Below are 12,999 nucleotides of genomic sequence, written 5' to 3'. Positions count from 1 at the left end.
TTCGGCCCGCAGCGCCGGCTCGCGCGGCGCGGCCACCTCCACCGTCAGCCCGAACCGGTCGAGCAGTTGCGGGCGCAACTCACCCTCCTCCGGGTTCATCGTGCCGATGAGGACGAACCGCGCCGCGTGCTCGACCGAGACGCCATCGCGCTCGACCGTGGCCCGCCCCATGGCGGCCGCGTCGAGCAGCAGATCGACGAGATGGTCGTGCAGCAGGTTGACCTCGTCGACGTACAGCACCCCGCGGTGGGCGCGCGCGAGCAAACCGGGTTCGTACTCGACCTTGCCCTTGGCCAGGGCACGCTCGAGGTGCAGCGACCCGAGCACCCGATCCTCCGTCGCGCCGACCGGCAATTCGACCAGGCGCACCGGCCTGGTCAGCACCTCGGCGCCGGTGAACGGACCGTCGGGTGAGATCGCCGACGTGTCGGCGGGGTCGATGGAGAAGCGATCGCGGGCGTAGACGTCGATCGGTGGGAGCACGGTCGCGAGCGCGCGCACCGCGGTGGACTTCGCCGTGCCCTTCTCCCCGCGGATGAGGACGCCACCGATCTCCGGGGCGATCGTCGTCAGGATGAGGGCCAGCCCCATGTCGTCGAGACCGTGGCCCGACGAGCCGTCCGACGCGACCTCGCAGCCGAGGATCGCTGAAAAGGGGTACTGCACCGACATGTGAGGCTCCCGCTCGCTGCACGAATGAATCGGGCGCGAGGCCGGTCTTCGGACTGGTCAGATCCCCGGGCCGGAACGTCGGTCAGGGGCCTGATTCACCGCAGCGGGCCTGTACCGGATTCGCACCGGTTTCCCAGATTCTCCTCATCGGCCGACCCCACCGTTTCCGATGGTTGAGCCTGCGAGGCACCTCGCGCCGACCCTCACGATAGCGTGCGCAGGGTGTCCGACACGATGCCGCCCACCAGCCAGCCGTTCGTCACGGTCGTCGGGATCGGGGCCGAGGGCTGGTCCGACCTGCCCGACGCGCACCGCGCACTCGTCCTGGAGGCGACCGTGCTCGTCGGTGGGCGTCGTCATCTCGATCTCGTGCCACCGCGCTCCGGCCAGCGTCGGGAGGTGTGGCCCTCGCCCCTGCGCGAGGCCCTGCCCGCGTTCCTGGCGAGCCTGGGTGACGGCACGATCGTCGCGTTGGCCTCGGGCGACCCGCTCGTCTCGGGTATCGGGTCGACGCTCATCGACGTGCTCGGAGCCTCCCACGTGCGGGTGCTCCCGGCGCTCTCGTCGGTCACGCTGGCCCGGGCGGAGCTGCGCTGGGCCGCGGAGTCGTGTGCCGTCGTCACGCTCGTGGGTCGCGACAGCGCGTTGGTGCTGCGCGAGTTGGCGCCGGGGCGGCGGATCATCGTGCTGTCGTCGGACGAGTCGACCCCCGGTGAGGTCGCCGGGCTGCTGCGCGAGGCCGGGTATGGCTCGAGCGCGATGCACGTGCTCGGCGACCTGGGCTCCGGGGCGTTCCTGCGCCGGGATGGGGTGGCCGCCACCTGGTCGGGCGAGTCGCCGCGGCTGAACGTGCTGGGCCTCGAACTCGTCGGCCCGCCGCGAGGTGGGTGGGTCGCGGGCCTGCCGGATGAGGCGTTCGACCACGACGGTCAGCTGACCAAACGTGATCTGCGCGCCTCCGCGCTGTCTCGTCTGGCGCCCGTGCCCGGTGAGCACCTCTGGGACGTCGGCGCCGGCGCCGGGTCGATCGGCATCGAGTGGATGCGCGCGCACCCGACGTGCACGGCGACGGCGATCGAGGCCAACGTCGACCGGGCCGCCCGGGTGGCGCGCAACGCGGCGGCCCTCGGGGTGCCCGGCTTGGTCGTCGTCAATGGCCCCGCACCCGAGGCCCTGGCCGGGCTGCCCACGCCCGACGCGATCTTCATCGGTGGCGGCGCGACGCGGCCGGGCGTGCTCGACGCGTGCCTGGCGGCGCTGCCCGTCGGCGGTCGGATCGTCGTGCACGGCGTGACCGTGGAGACCGAACGGCTGCTCGGGCAGGCGCACGCGGAGCACGGTGGCGAACTGACGCGGATCGCCGTCGAGGTGTCCGCCCCGATCGGCGGTTACACCGGGTGGACGCCACTGCGTACGGTGACGCAGTGGGCGTTCACGCGGGGTGCTGTCTAGGCCGGTTCTGATGAGGCCCGGCGCTTGAGCCGTCGGTCGCGGGAGGCGTCGTAGAGGAACGATTCTCCGCCGCTGGCCGGGTCGAGCGCGCGGCCGACGAGAATCACCGCGGCCTGGGTCAGACCCGCCTGCTCGACCTGGTCGGCGATCGTGCCGACCGTGCCGCGCAGGATCTGCTGCTCGGGCTGGCTGGCGCGGTAGACCACGACGACCGGGCAGTCCGGGCCGTACTCCGGCTCGATCTCGGACATGAGTTCGCGGGTGCGCCGGATCGCCAGGTGGAGCACGAGCGTGGCGCGCGTGGCCGCGAACGCGGCCAACGACTCGGTTGCGGGCATCGCCGTCGAGCGGGCCTGGGTGCGCGTCAGCACGACGGACTGGCTGATGAGCGGCACGGTGAGCTCGCGCCCGACGAGCGCGGCGGCCGCGGCGTAGGCAGGCACGCCGGGGGTGACGTCCCAGGTCACGCCGGCCGCGTCGAGTCGGCGCGTCTGCTCCGAGAGCGCGGAGTACACGGTGAGGTCCCCCGACGCGAGCCGCACGACCTCCTGGCCGGCGCGGTGGGCGTCGACAAGGTGCGCGGTGATCTGGTCGAGGTCGAGGTCCTGGGTGTCGATCAGCGTCGCGCTCGGGCTGACGTGGCTGAGCACCTCGGGGTCGAGGTACGTGCCGGGATACAGCACGACGTCGGCGGCGCCGAGCAGGCGCGTGGCCCGCACGGTCAGCAGGTCGGCCGCGCCCGGCCCGGCGCCGACGAAGTGGACCGTGGCCGATGTCACGGAAGCCTGCGCACTCACTGCACGAACCTCGGCGTCCACACGCCGGCCGCGCTGACCCGCGTCGACGATGCTCCGATGATGAGCAGGCACTTCATGTCGATCGTCGCCGGGTCGAGGTCACCCAGCGTGGTGAGCGTCAGCGACTCCTCGGCCCGGCCCACGTCCCGGCCGACGATGACCACGGTCTCGGGCGCACGATGCTCCAGCAGGACCTGCCGCGCGGTGGCGATCTGCTCGGTGCGCGAGCGCGACGCGGGGTTGTAGATCGCGAGCACGAGGTCGGCCTCGGAGACGGCGCGCAGGCGTTTCTCGACGACCTCCCACGGCTTGAGCCGGTCGGAGAGCGAGATGACCGCGAAGTCGGCGCCGATCGGCGCTCCGGCCTTGGCCGCGACGGCCTGGACCGCGCTGACACCCGGCTGCACGCGGATGGCGACGTCGGCGTACGTCGGGTCCTCGGCGGCCTCGAACACCGCGGCGGCCATGCCGAACACGCCCGCGTCCCCGCCGGAGACGACCGCGACCTTCTCGCCCGCCTTGGCCAGGTCGAGGGCGTGCCGGGCACGGTCGACCTCGACGGTGTTGCCGGTGGCGTGCCGGGTCAGGCCGGCCCGTTGGGGCACGCGCTCGACGTACGGGCCGTACCCGATGATGTGGTCGACCTCGGCGAGCGCGGCGGAGACCTCGGGGGTGAGCCACTGGTCGGGACCGGGGCCCAGACCGACGACGAGCAGCTCCGCGGGGGTGACGTGGCCGTTCGCCCCGGAGCCGTTCGCGACTGCGGCCGCGCCGTTGCGCAGACGCTCCGCGCTCGGGTCGGCCGCGCTGTCGCCGGGGACGACGATGAGCGAGAAGTACGGCACCGAGGCGGGGTCGACGTCGGACACCGGCAACCAGCGTTCTTCGGCCTGCGACGCGCGCTCGATGTACCACGCTCCGTCGAGGCGGCCGGCCTGCGCGAGGGCCGAACGTACGGCCGGGAACGTGCGGCCCAGCTTCATGATGATCGCGCCGTCGGTGTCGGCCAGACGGCGCGCGAGTTCGGGCTCGGGCAGCGTGCCGGGCAGGACCGTCAGCACGTCGTTCTGCCGCACCAGCGGTGTCGAGATCGCGGCGGTGGCGGCGGCGAAGGCGGGCACGCCCGGCACGACGGAGGTGTCGTAGACACCCGTGAACCGGTCGTGCAGGTACATCGACGAGCCGTAGAACAGCGGGTCGCCCTCGGCGAGCAGCACGACGTCACGGCCGTCGTCGAGATGGGCGGAGAGTCGTACGGCACAGTCCTCGTAGAAGTCGGCCATGGCGCCGACGTAGCCGCCCGGATGATCGGTCACACCCGTGGTGATCGGGTAGCGCAACTCCTCCTCGATCGCCGTGGCCGGGATCAGGTCGGCGGCAATGCGGCGGGCGTGCGAGGCCTTGTTGACGCCCGCGTGGTAGGCCACGACGGCGGCCTGGCCAATGATGCGGGCGGCCTTGAGCGTGATGAGTTCGGGGTCGCCCGGGCCGATGCCGACGACGGTGAAACGGCCGCTCACTCCTTCTCCTGCGCGAGGGCGTTGAGGGCCGAGGAGGTCATGGCCGAGCCGCCGCGCCGGCCACGGACCGTGACGAACGGGATGTCGATGCCGTGGGTGGTGTCGAAGTCGATGAGAGCCTCCTTCGACTCGGCAGCGCCGATGAAGCCGACCGGGCATCCGACGATCGCGGCCGGGCGCGGGCCGCCGTCGAGGATCATCTCGAGCAGGTGGAACAGCGCCGTGGGGGCGTTGCCGATGGCGACGAGGGCGCCCTCGAGGTGGGGTTCCCAGAGGGAGACGGCCGCGGCCGTGCGGGTGGTGGCCCACTCGCGGGCCAGGCCGGGCACGCGCTCGTCGTTGAGGAGGCAGATGACGTCGTTGTCCCGGGGCAGGCGGGCGCGCGTGACGCCGGTGGCGACCATCGTCGCGTCGCAGAGGATCGGCGCTCCGGCCTCGAGGGCGGCGCGGGAGGCGGCGACCATCTGCGGGTGGACGACGAGGTCCTTCGCGAGGTCGACCTGGCCGCTGCCGTGGATCATGCGCACCGCGAGCTTCTCGGCGTCGGTCGGGATACCGCCCAGGTCGGCCTCGCGGCGGATCGTGGCGAACGAGTCGACGTAGATCGCCGGGCCGTTGTCGACGTACTCGTAGTGGCGTGCGGGGCGTTTCGGGGTCATGCGGGGTCCTTGGGGAGGTAGATGCCGCGCCACGGCGTGACGATCAGGCGGTCGGAATCGGCGGTGAGGGTGTCGATGGCGGCGCGGTCGAGGCCGGTGGCGGGGACCTCGACGTGCCGGCCGCCCGGGACGTCACCGTACGGCAGCGGGTCGATCGGTGTGGGCAGGCGCGGGTCGGGCCGGTGCGCGTCGGCCAGTGGGGTGGCGCATTCCTGCACGTGCCAGGCGGCGGTGGGGCCGGTGCCGCGGATCTGCAGGAACCGCACGGTGAGCTCGACGAGGGTGGTGGAGGCGTCGTTGAGGTCGACGATCTCACCCCACCCATCGCCGATCCGCAGTTGCGCGGTGGTGTCGTCGAGCGCGACGAGGCCCAGGTCGCAGGTGTGGTTCAGGAGGTCGCCGCGGCCGTCGTCGAGGACGAACAGGAATTTGCCGGGGACGTGCGCGAGGGCCGGGTCGGCGCAGAGTCGAGCGTCGAGGTCGCGGCCGAGCGGGGTGAGGTCGGCGCGGCCACCGGCGATGCCGGTCCGGGGGGAGATCATGACGTTGCGCATGAGTTCGTGGGTGCGCGTCGGGAGGAGTCCGGTGGACTCGAGCGCGAGCAGGGCGGCCTCGTCGAGGTGGCCGTCGGTGCCGGGGAAGGCGCGCAGTTGCAGGTTGGCGCGGCTCGTCACGTGGATGCGCCCGTCGCCGTACCGCTCGGCCACCCCCACCAGGTCCGTGAGTTGCGTGGCGGTGACGTGACCGCCGATGAGGCGCAGGCGCACGAGGAGGCCGTCGTCGGCCGGCCACGGCCGCAGCACCCCGGGACAACGATCTTGGCGATCACGCAGGACTGGTGGCACGGTCACACAGGGTACCGCTCGTGCGTCTCGGGGACGTTGACGGCCGGGCAGGCGTGCATTTGAGGTACACAAAGTCGATTCGGTCTCTGGCAGATCCGCATGAAACCGGGGTTCGCCAAGAAGGACCCGCGACTTTGTGTACCTCAAATGTACGCTCGGACTGTCAGCGCCCAAGTGGAGGGACACGGTGGCCGACAAGGTCGACTTCAAGAGAACGCTCGCTGCGTACCGCGCCCGGGCGGGCGAGTTTCGCGCGCCGGAGAAGTTGCGGACGATCCTGCGCCAGCCCGTGCGATAGCGGTCACGTCGTTCGATCGACCTGGCGTGCGGGCATTGACCGGCCTCAGCCGCGGTGCTCCACTGGAAGGAGCGCGGCGGGCGAGTCGCGCCCCTCGACGACCGAAGGAGCCTCGGTCATGACCTACCTCAAACCGTCAGCGTTCACGCGGCGCGTGTTCAACCCGATCATGGGGAGACTCACTCCGGGTGCGATCGAGGACCTCAGCGTCATTGGGCGACGATCCAATCGCCCGCATCACACGCCGATCCAACCGGTCGTCGTAGGTGGCTCGGAGTACCTCGTCGCGGTCTACGGGGATACGCAATGGAGCCGCAACCTGCGTGCCAGCGGCATCGGCGAACTCACCCACCACGGTCACCACCGGTCCGTTCGTGCCCAGGAGGTTCCGGTCACCGAGCGGGGACCCATCCTGGCCGCGTACCGCAAGGAGGCCCGCGGTGTTGAGGCGCCATTCCGCATGCTGCCCGATCCAGCCGACCACCCGGTCTTCCGGGTGACGCCGATGATGTCAGCCGAATGAGTCGCACCGTTCAAGTGACGTTCGACTGCGCCGACCCGGCTGCACTGGCCGCCTTCTGGGCCGAGGCGCTCGGCTACCGCGTTCAGGAGCCGCCCGCCGGCTTCGCCACGTGGGAGGCGGCGCTCACCGCCTTCGGCGTGCCGCCGGAGCGTCACAACGACGCCTCGGCGATCATCGATCCGGACGGCGCCGGACCACGCGTGTTCTTCCAGCGGGTGCCCGAGGGCAAGCAGGTCAAGAACCGGGTGCATCTGGACGTGCGCGCTGCACCTGGGTTACAGGGAGATTCGCGGATGGAGTTGCTCGAACTCGAAGCCGCTCGCCTGCAGACGTTGGGCGCGACGCGACTGGCCCGCTTCGAGCCCGCGCCGCCCATGGGTGCCGGACACCTCGTCATGGCCGACCCCGAGGGCAACGAGTTCTGTCTCGATTGACCGAAACGCTGTCCCCGACTTGGGAGACGTTCAGGGCATGGCGAACTACCCGCGCGTCCGGCAACAGCACGTCGCAATGTTCGGCGAGTCCGGATCTGGAAAGACCGTCCTGGTCTCGTCGTTCTACGGCCCACGCAAGAGGGCCACTGGAAGAACGACGACACCCAAACGGTCCAGGCGTCCCGCGGCCTCGCCAAGCTTCATCATGAGCGAGTCGCCCGCCTCCTGAAGCAGCGGGTCATCCAGATACTCACCCTTGCCGCGAGCGACGATTTCAGTTGCGCGTGTGAGCCATCCATGAACGTGGAGCAACTCCTTGGCTGTGCGTCGATCCATCAGAGAAGGACCGCCTCGCGCCGGATGTCGTCATCGATTCTTGGCTTCAGACCACCGCGAGACACGAGATCGACTTCCCTGCCCAGCACCACCTCCAGCGTCTCCTTGAACCGGACGAAATCGAAACCGCTCGTCCCGACCGGAGCGTCGACGAGCAGGTCGATATCAGAATCAGGCCGGGCCTCATGACGCGCCACCGATCCGAACACCGCCAAGTTCGTGTAGCCACGCACCGCGGCCAGTTCCTTGAGCACCGGAGCGGCGGCGTTCACGAGGGTTTCTGGGTCAACTGCCGCCAGGTCGGGTGCGGCTGCCAACTGCTGACTCACCGCCGACTGGGAAATCCCAACGGCATTCGCGATCTCACGCTGGCTCATGCCCTCACCCTGCATGGCGCGCAGCACCAAGATCCGGCGAAGCCGTGCGAATTCTTCCGCCCGACGTGCTCCGAGATACTGATCCGTCAGGTCCATAAGTGAACCTTATCAGAGCCGAGCCAAGCAGCCATCGGAGCGCAGCACGCGCTCCAACTCGACGCGAACAGCCTCTTCCAACGCCACCTCCCTCGAACCAGACAACCGCCGCAAAGCGCCCGTCCTCCATCGGCAGGGAATCCTCGGAGAACGGCACGGTCGCCAGATCGTCTACCGCATCGCCGACGATCACGTGGCCCACGTCTTCCTCGACGCCTTCCAGCACAGTGGCGAGAGCGACGCCTGATCCCGCCTGGTTGCGACGCGGTCAGCCAGCGCCGGTGGGGAACGTCGGTGCCCCCGGCTCGGCGGGAATCTCGAGCACCTGGCACAGCGCGCTGATGCCGAGGTACAACGACGCCACCGCCAGGAACTCCACCCGTTCGGCGTCGGTGAGCTGCTGGCGAACCTGCGCGTCCTGCTCGTCGGTGAGCGCACGACGATCCGCCACCGCATCGGCAATGGTGATGATCGCCCCTTGATGCGGCGTCCACCCGGGTTCCGGAGCGTCGTTCGTCACCGTCGCGGCCACCTGACTCGGCGTGAGCCCGGAGGTCTTGCCGAAGTACGCGACGTGCACACCCCACTCGTGCTCGGCCCCACACCGGCCAGTGACCCGCAGGATCACGAGTTCGCGATCCGCCGGGTCGAGCTGACCGGTGTGAAGCAGGCCGTGCAGCCCCAGGATCGGGCCGCGCGCGTACCCCTCCAGCACCCGCGGGTTGGCACCCATCGCCAAATACAGCAGCGGGGGCTGGTTCGGCGGCGGGACCACCTGCTCCAGCAGTGCCTTCGACTCGGCGGGCAATTCGGGAATGGTGAACGCGGGCATCGTGGCTCCTGGATGTATGGGCGAAATGGGACCGGGCCAGCCGTCAGTGCGCGACGGCCGCGTCCCTCAGTTGCCCCTTGAGCACCTTGCCGACCGAGTTGACGGGAAGCTGCCCGATGAACGTGACCTGCTTGGGGACCTTGAACCCGGCCAGTCGCTCGCGCGCAAAGGCGACGATCTCGTCGGCCGACTCGCCCTCGGGACTCGTCGCGACGACATACGCCACGGCAATCTCGCCCCACGTGCTGTCCGGTGTACCGACCACGGCCACGTCCTGCACGGCGGGGTGCTGGCGCAGCACCGCTTCGACCTCGGCGGGATAGACGTTCTCCCCACCGCTGATGATCAGGTCCTTGAGGCGGTCGACGAGCACGAGAACACCGGTTTCGTCCACGTGGCCGAGGTCACCACTGCGGTACCAGCCATCGGCCGTGATCGCGCCGGCCGTCGCCACCGGGTTGTTCCAGTACCCCGCGAACCGCTGCGGGCCTCGCATCCACACCTCGCCGGCCTCCCCCGGCGGGAGGTCGGCACCGGTGACGGGATCGACGATCCGCAGGTCGCTGTGGAAGACCGCACGCCCCTGACCGCGAACATAGTCCGGCCCGATGTGCGGGCCGGCGAGCGTCATCTGCCCGCTGAACTCCGTCGAACCGTAAACGACCTGCAGGACCACTCCGAGTTCGGCGAACGCATCGACGAGCTCCGGCGGAACCGGCGAGGCGCCGCACGTGATGTTGATCAGGCTCGAGGCGTCGACGTCCGCGTTGCGGGCGACATGCAGCATGGCCTGGGCCATGAGCGGTACCGTCATCATCGTCGTGATGCGCTCGGCCTTGATGGTCTGCCACACGGCGACCGGGTCGAAGTCGCGCATGAAGACCGTGGCCGAACCCCGGAACACATCGGCGATCAACGGCGCCAGCCCGCCGATGTGGAACATCGGCGCGACGAGCAGGAAGCGGTGCGAGGCCTCCCACGGCATCGTGACCGTCATGCCGTCCGTGGACCAGAACAGGTTCGCGTGGGTGATGACCGCGCCCTTCGAGCGGCCGGTCGTGCCCGACGTGTACATGATGAGAGCCGGAGCGTCGAGGGCGACGTCCGCGGGCGGCGTCACCTCCCCGGTGTGGCCGGCAATGGCCTCCGCGTACCCACCCTGACCCGAAGCGGTGTGCACCAGTCGCGGGATCGCGCGACCGGTCGCGTCGACGAAGCCGTCGACATTGGCCGTGAAGTCGTCGTCATGGAGGATCACGACGGGGTCGCTGTCGGTGAGCACGTGGACGAGTTCGGGAACGGGCAGGCGCCAGTTGACCGCCACTGCGATGGCACCCAGGCGGGCCGCCGCGAACAGGCCGGTGGCGAAGAACTCGCCGTTCTTGGCCAGGATCGCCACCCGGTCGCCCGGGGTGACCCCGAGGGAGGCGAGGTGCGCGGCCAGGGCGACCGCACGCTGCTCCGCCTCGGCGTACGTGACGCGGAGGTCGCCGTCGACGTAGGCCTCGGCGTCGGGAGTGAGGCGCGCCCGTCGCTGGAGGATCTCGTAGAGCGTGGGTGCCCCGCCGGTGGCCGGCGCCGGCGCGTCGGTGGAGGAGAGGGTCTGTGTGGTCATGGTGATCAGGCCTTCGGGACGGAGCGTTCGATGATGGCGGCGGTGTCGATGCCCGGGGTCAGGGTGCCGAAGACGGTGCCCCACTCCCCGCCGAGTCGTGAGCCGGTGAAGGCGTCGGCCACGGCCGGGTGACCGAAGCGCACGAGCAGTGCACCCTGGAGGGCGAGGGCGAGATCGCCGACCACCGTGCGGGCCCGGAACTCCAGCGTCTCGGGGTTCGCGAACTGCGTCTTGACCTGGGCGACGAAACGGTCGAGTCGCGCGTCCGCGCCGGCGACGGAGTCGAGTTCGTCGAAGAGGGCATTGAGGGTCTCCGGCTGCTTCGCCACGGCACGCAGGGTGTCGAGCGCCGCCACGTTCCCGGTGCCCTCCCAGATCGACGCCAGGGGCGACTCGCGGAAGAGCCGCGGCATCCGAGACTCCTCGACGTACCCGTTGCCGCCGAGGCACTCGAGCGCCTCGGCCACATGCACCGGCCCGCGCTTGCACACGTAGTACTTGGAGACCGCGAGTCCGATGCGGCGCAGGAGCGCAGCGTGCTCGTCTCCGGCGTGGGCGCGGTCGGTCAGCGCGGCGAGCCACAGCGCGACGGTGGTCGACGCCTCGGCCTCGACGGCCAGGTCCGCGACGACGTTGCGCATGAGCGGCTGGTCGATGAGGGTCGCGCCGAACGCGGCGCGGTGGGCGACGTGGTGAATCGCCTGCTGGACGCTCTGTCGCATCAGCGTCGCGGTGCCCAGGGTGCAGTCCAGTCGCGTGTTGTTGACCATCTCGATGATCGTCGGCACGCCACGGCCCTCGTCACCGAGTCGCCACCCGAGGGCGTTCTCGTACTCGACCTCGCTACTGGCGTTGGAGTGGTTGCCGAGCTTGTCCTTGAGCCGCTGGATCTTGATCGGGTTGAGCGTGCCGTCGGGCAGGACGCGCGGCAGGACGAAGCAGGTCAGGCCGCCGGGGGCCTGTGCGAGGGTGAGCAGGATGTCCGACATCGGGGCGCTGGTGAACCACTTGTGCCCGACGATGCGGTAGCTGCCGTCCGACTGCGCAGTGGCCGTGGTGGTGTTGGCGCGCACGTCGGAGCCGCCCTGCTTCTCGGTCATGGACATGCCCGCGATGAGGCCGGCCTTCGTGCCCGGCGCCCGCAGCCCGGGCTCGTAGACGTCGGTGGTGAGCAGCGGCTCGTACAGCGCGGCCTGCTCGGGGTCGACGCGCAGCGCCGGCACGGCCGCGTAGGTCATCGAGATCGGGCAGCCGTGGCCGGCGTCGACGGCCTGCCACAGGCTGAACTTGGCCGCGCGGATGAGGTGGGCGTTGGGGCGCGGGTCTCGCCACGGCGCTCCGTGAAGCCCGAAGCCGACCGCGGTGCGCATGAGCTCGTGATACGCCGGGTCGTAGACGACCTCGTCGACGCGGTTGCCGTAGCGGTCGTGGGTCTTGAGCACCGGCGGGTGCTCCTCGGCGAGGTCGCCGAGGTCGAGGGCGTGGGCGGTGCCGGCGGCGATGCCGACCTCGTCGACCTCGTCGAGGGCGTCGCTCGCGCCTTCGCGGATCAGCGCCTCGCGGATTGCCGGGTACTCGGCAGTGTTGTAGTCAACCAACAATGGGGCCTGGTTGAAGACCTCGTGGGTGATCATCGCTTCTCCTGGGTGGTGGTGGCTGGGGTTGACGCAGTGATACGGGTGAGGGTCTCGGCGAGCTCGGCTCGGTAGTCGTCGTAGGTCCAGCGCAACTCGTCGGCCGGCCAGTGCTCGGGGGCGAGTTCGTCGGGCAACGCGGGGTCGGTGCACAGGTGGCGCACGGCAGCGGCCGCGGCGGCGAGGCGGAGCATCGCCTCGCCGTCGGAGCGCAGCGTGTCGAGGAGGAGGTGGGCGGTCTCGGCCCAGTTGTCGAGATCCCACAATTCTCGGGCGAGACGACGTTCGTCATCGGGCAGGGTGACGAACGAGCGCACCTCCTCGGGTTGCGGAGCGTCGTGACTCGCGAGGTTGTCCGGGCGCAGCCAGACACCCTCGCGCAGTTCGGCGAAGCGGTGGCGCATCATGTCGGTCCGCAGCGCGGCGCGGCGCGCGGCCGATCGCCCACGGTCGACGACGACGGCCATGCGCCACATGCCGCTGTGGGGCCGGCAACGCGGTCGCATGAGTTCTTCGGTGACGGAGCGTCGTTCGAGGTGACGGGGGGCCAGGGCGTAGGTGCCGTCGGCCAGGACCAGGTCACCGGCGGAGGCCATGCGCGAGAGGGCCACGCGTGTCGTCGCGGGGGCGATGCCGAAGTGCTCGCCGAGCGTGGTCAGGTCGCGTGCGCTCATGCGCGGCGGGTGCGAGCCCAGCAGCAGGCTCAGCGCCACGGATCGGGCACTGAGGGGCGAGATCAACTCGTCGATGGCGGTCATCGATGACCGGCCGAGGTGGCGCTCTTCACCCCACGAGTATTACATGTACACATCAACTGATTCATGAGTGTAATGCGACTGATGCCGCGCAGGAGAGCGCGAGCACACACGACTCCGGCCCCTGACCACGAAGGGGCAGGGGCCGGAGCGG

At 70.3% G+C, this 12,999-nt stretch carries 13 protein-coding genes and 1 riboswitch; of the genes, 3 read left to right on the top strand and 10 right to left on the bottom strand.

Annotated features, from left to right (window positions below; genetic code table 11):
- On the bottom strand, nt 1-672 hold a 672-nt coding region (locus KD1_RS03815; RefSeq protein WP_157073151.1), incomplete at its 3' end, for a magnesium chelatase ATPase subunit I.
- 22 nt (nt 673-694) lie between these two features.
- Nucleotides 695-847, bottom strand: a riboswitch (cobalamin riboswitch).
- A 47-nt stretch (nt 848-894) separates the two neighbouring features.
- Between KD1_RS03815 and cbiE the strand changes: the two genes are divergently transcribed.
- On the top strand, nt 895-2,124 hold the full coding sequence (gene cbiE, locus KD1_RS03810) for a precorrin-6y C5,15-methyltransferase (decarboxylating) subunit CbiE (protein WP_245627264.1): 1,230 nt from the start codon (nt 895-897) through the stop codon (nt 2,122-2,124).
- On the opposite strand, the gene cobM is transcribed toward cbiE, so the two are convergent.
- Genes cobM through KD1_RS03790 form a run of 4 tightly spaced genes read right to left on the bottom strand, consistent with a single transcriptional unit; the run spans nt 2,121 to nt 5,945 of the window.
- Nucleotides 2,121-2,921, bottom strand: a complete 801-nt coding sequence (cobM, locus tag KD1_RS03805) for a precorrin-4 C(11)-methyltransferase (protein ID WP_245627263.1) — start codon at nt 2,919-2,921, stop codon at nt 2,121-2,123. The two genes, cbiE and cobM, sit on opposite strands and share 4 nt — an antisense overlap.
- Nucleotides 2,918-4,441 carry a precorrin-3B C(17)-methyltransferase gene (cobJ, locus tag KD1_RS03800; RefSeq protein WP_068397770.1) on the bottom strand — a complete coding sequence of 508 codons (1,524 nt, stop codon included), beginning with the start codon at nt 4,439-4,441 and terminating at the stop codon, nt 2,918-2,920. Before cobJ ends, cobM begins: the two co-directional genes overlap by 4 nt.
- Nucleotides 4,438-5,100 (bottom strand): precorrin-8X methylmutase, encoded by a 663-nt coding sequence (locus KD1_RS17285; protein WP_068397767.1) that lies wholly within the window; start codon nt 5,098-5,100, stop codon nt 4,438-4,440. The genes cobJ and KD1_RS17285 overlap by 4 nt, the downstream gene beginning before the upstream one ends.
- Nucleotides 5,097-5,945: a ferredoxin-like domain-containing protein gene (locus KD1_RS03790; RefSeq protein WP_217995789.1), complete on the bottom strand. Its 849-nt coding sequence runs from the start codon at nt 5,943-5,945 to the stop codon at nt 5,097-5,099. The genes KD1_RS17285 and KD1_RS03790 overlap by 4 nt, the downstream gene beginning before the upstream one ends.
- A gap of 416 nt (nt 5,946-6,361) precedes the next feature.
- Between KD1_RS03790 and KD1_RS03785 the strand changes: the two genes are divergently transcribed.
- Nucleotides 6,362-6,766 carry a nitroreductase/quinone reductase family protein gene (locus KD1_RS03785; protein WP_068397759.1) on the top strand — a complete coding sequence of 135 codons (405 nt, stop codon included), beginning with the start codon at nt 6,362-6,364 and terminating at the stop codon, nt 6,764-6,766.
- Nucleotides 6,763-7,200, top strand: coding sequence for a VOC family protein (locus tag KD1_RS03780; RefSeq protein WP_068397756.1), 438 nt, complete (start codon nt 6,763-6,765; stop codon nt 7,198-7,200). Before KD1_RS03785 ends, KD1_RS03780 begins: the two co-directional genes overlap by 4 nt.
- Nucleotides 7,201-7,535: 335 nt before the next feature.
- Here the strand turns inward: KD1_RS03780 and KD1_RS03770 are convergent, their stop codons facing one another.
- From KD1_RS03770 to KD1_RS03750, 5 genes are all read right to left on the bottom strand, one after another.
- On the bottom strand, nt 7,536-8,009 hold the full coding sequence (locus KD1_RS03770; protein WP_068397750.1) for a nucleotidyltransferase domain-containing protein: 474 nt from the start codon (nt 8,007-8,009) through the stop codon (nt 7,536-7,538).
- A gap of 268 nt (nt 8,010-8,277) precedes the next feature.
- A complete protein-coding gene (locus tag KD1_RS03765; protein ID WP_068397747.1) occupies nt 8,278-8,841 on the bottom strand; it encodes a carboxymuconolactone decarboxylase family protein in 564 nt (187 codons plus the stop codon).
- Nucleotides 8,842-8,884: 43 nt separating this feature from the next.
- Nucleotides 8,885-10,456, bottom strand: a complete 1,572-nt coding sequence (locus tag KD1_RS03760; RefSeq protein ID WP_083542032.1) for a class I adenylate-forming enzyme family protein — start codon at nt 10,454-10,456, stop codon at nt 8,885-8,887.
- A gap of 5 nt (nt 10,457-10,461) precedes the next feature.
- Entirely contained in the window at nt 10,462-12,090 is a 1,629-nt protein-coding gene (locus KD1_RS03755) for an acyl-CoA dehydrogenase family protein (RefSeq protein ID WP_068397744.1), read from the bottom strand.
- The gene (locus KD1_RS03750) at nt 12,087-12,848 is read right to left on the bottom strand and encodes a PaaX family transcriptional regulator C-terminal domain-containing protein (protein WP_068397741.1); all 762 of its coding nucleotides are present in this window, start codon (nt 12,846-12,848) and stop codon (nt 12,087-12,089) included. Before KD1_RS03750 ends, KD1_RS03755 begins: the two co-directional genes overlap by 4 nt.
- Nucleotides 12,849-12,999 lie beyond the last annotated feature (151 nt).

The sequence above is a fragment of the Kribbia dieselivorans NBRC 106261 genome (genome assembly GCF_001552435.1).
Lineage (GTDB): Bacteria > Actinomycetota > Actinomycetes > Actinomycetales > Dermatophilaceae > Kribbia > Kribbia dieselivorans.
Note: the sequence above shows the minus strand (reverse complement) of the source record. Positions and strands in the feature narration are given on the sequence as shown.

What these genes read in the sequence shown, in the direction of transcription:
- KD1_RS03750 (WP_068397741.1), bottom strand. Translation starts at nt 12,848, where the DNA reads ATGACCGCCATCGACGAGTTGATCTCGCCCCTCAGTGCCCGATCCGTG.
- KD1_RS03760 (WP_083542032.1), bottom strand. Translation starts at nt 10,456, where the DNA reads ATGACCACACAGACCCTCTCCTCCACCGACGCGCCGGCGCCGGCCACC.
- KD1_RS03755 (WP_068397744.1), bottom strand. Translation starts at nt 12,090, where the DNA reads ATGATCACCCACGAGGTCTTCAACCAGGCCCCATTGTTGGTTGACTAC.
- KD1_RS03770 (WP_068397750.1), bottom strand. Translation starts at nt 8,009, where the DNA reads ATGGACCTGACGGATCAGTATCTCGGAGCACGTCGGGCGGAAGAATTC.
- KD1_RS17285 (WP_068397767.1), bottom strand. Translation starts at nt 5,100, where the DNA reads ATGACCCCGAAACGCCCCGCACGCCACTACGAGTACGTCGACAACGGC.
- KD1_RS03785 (WP_068397759.1), top strand. Translation starts at nt 6,362, where the DNA reads ATGACCTACCTCAAACCGTCAGCGTTCACGCGGCGCGTGTTCAACCCG.
- KD1_RS03780 (WP_068397756.1), top strand. Translation starts at nt 6,763, where the DNA reads ATGAGTCGCACCGTTCAAGTGACGTTCGACTGCGCCGACCCGGCTGCA.
- KD1_RS03765 (WP_068397747.1), bottom strand. Translation starts at nt 8,841, where the DNA reads ATGCCCGCGTTCACCATTCCCGAATTGCCCGCCGAGTCGAAGGCACTG.